At 66.4% G+C, this 1,788-nt stretch carries 2 protein-coding genes; one reads left to right on the forward strand and one right to left on the reverse strand.

What is annotated here, in order from left to right; translation table 11 throughout:
• Positions 1-289: transposase (locus NS2_RS36630; protein WP_373867355.1), on the forward strand; the 289-nt coding region annotated here is incomplete at its 5' end.
• A gap of 493 nt (positions 290-782) precedes the next feature.
• Here the strand turns inward: NS2_RS36630 and NS2_RS35555 are convergent.
• On the reverse strand, positions 783-1,788 hold a 1,006-nt coding region (locus tag NS2_RS35555), incomplete at its 5' end, for an HNH endonuclease signature motif containing protein (RefSeq protein ID WP_147207446.1).

Genomic DNA, 1,788 nt, shown 5'->3' on the forward strand with positions numbered 1-1,788 from the left:
TATCAGCGCGGCCGAGCTGGCGGCCGCCTACGTGCACCGGTGGGAGATCGAGACCAGTTTCGCCGAGATCGAAACCCGCCAGCGCGGCAGTTTCCGGGTCCTGCGCTCACAGAGTCCCGCGATGGTGCGCCAAGAGATCTGGGGCCTGCTCATCACCCACTACGCAATCCGCGAATTGATGTATCACACAGCCGATTTCGACTCCGTCGACCCGCTACGACCGTCGGTTCTGCGCACCCTGCGCGTTGTCCGGCGACACGTCACCGGGCAAGGCGGCTTTTCCCCCTGACCACCTCGCTCTCGCCACCACCGCCGCGGTCACCGAGATCCTCGCCCGCCCGAACCCACCCCGACGACACCGCAGCTACCCACGAGTCAGCAAACGCGGACGGCGACAGAACTTCCCACGCAAATACCCCCACCACACCAACATCAACCACCCGAAACCGCCCGAGATCCGGCTACACCCGCGCGTAAGTTAACGGCATTGAAACGGCACCCGAGCCGCGTCAGCTAAAGCCCGGTAGGGCACCCGACGAAACCACACTCCAGGTACAACTCTCTGCGAGCAATCCGGCTGCCAGTGATCGACCCGAGTAGTCTTCGCCCGGGTTACACGGCCTCGAGCATCTGAATCACATGTTGTAGCTCGTCTGAGGAACGGCCTGGGGGAAGAAGGCGGGCGTGTTGAGGAGGCGGGGCGGCCTTCGGTCCGCTGGTGGTGCGGTCGTTCATCGGCGCTGTGGAGTCGTCAAAGAACTCAAAGGCGGTGCGGGGCGGGGTCAGGCCGCGCGGGAATCCCACTCCCGGCAGCTGGATTCGATACGAGCAGCCACCCGCTCGCCCAAATGGAGGCGTTCGTTCACCCGGGGCGTGCCCGTCGGATCCAAGGATTTGGGCGCGATCCAACCCACCCGACCACGATGCGGGGAATCCTTACCCAACATCACCGTCTTCCAGCCATTTTCACTGTCGTTGACCAAAGCGTGGTGGTGATCGCAGACCAGGGCCAGGTTGGTCAGGTCGGTGGGACCGCCCTTGGCCCAATCGATCACATGATGCGCCGCGCACCGATCCGGCGGAACATCACAGCCGGGATGAGTGCAGCCCTTGTCGCGGGCGATCAACGCCAGCCGCTGACCCGGGCTGGCGAGGCGTCGCCCGTGGGCCAGGTAGATCGGGATCCCGTCGCCGTCGAGGACCGCCAGCACCGGGCGGGTCCCGGCGGCCATCTTCAACGCCGAACCGATCGACAGGTGCCCGCCGGAGGCGGTGGTCGCCAGGCCCGCGCCACGCTCGAGATCGGCCAGGCTCATCGTCAGGGTCACCTGCACCGGCAGACGGCGGTGGGTGCCGAGGTTGCTCATGTCGACACCGGGCTGCAACAACGCGAACAGGGCGTCGTGGACCCGCTGCCCCGCATCACGACGATCACGCCGCGCAGCAGCCTCGAGGACCTTCGAATCGACCTGCGTGTCAGCGTCATCGGTGGTCACGGTCGGGCTGTCGATGTCCTCGGGCATGCACATGCCCGGGCGCGCGAACTTCGCGAGGACAGCGTCCAGGGCGGCCCGCAGTTCCGGGGTCAGCCAGCCCTCGATCCACGACATCCCATCCACCCCGGGGCGGCCGAGGATCAGGCCGCGCTTGCGCTGACGATCCGCATCATTGAACACGGTGCCCTCGGGGTCGATACGGGCGAAGATCTCCCGCCCGATCCGGGGCAGGTCATCGGGCCACAAGCCCTCGCGGCAGTAGTCGACCAGGATCGCTTCGGTCTCCACCCGT

The organism is Nocardia seriolae NBRC 15557, from assembly GCF_007990715.1.
Taxonomy (GTDB): domain Bacteria; phylum Actinomycetota; class Actinomycetes; order Mycobacteriales; family Mycobacteriaceae; genus Nocardia; species Nocardia seriolae.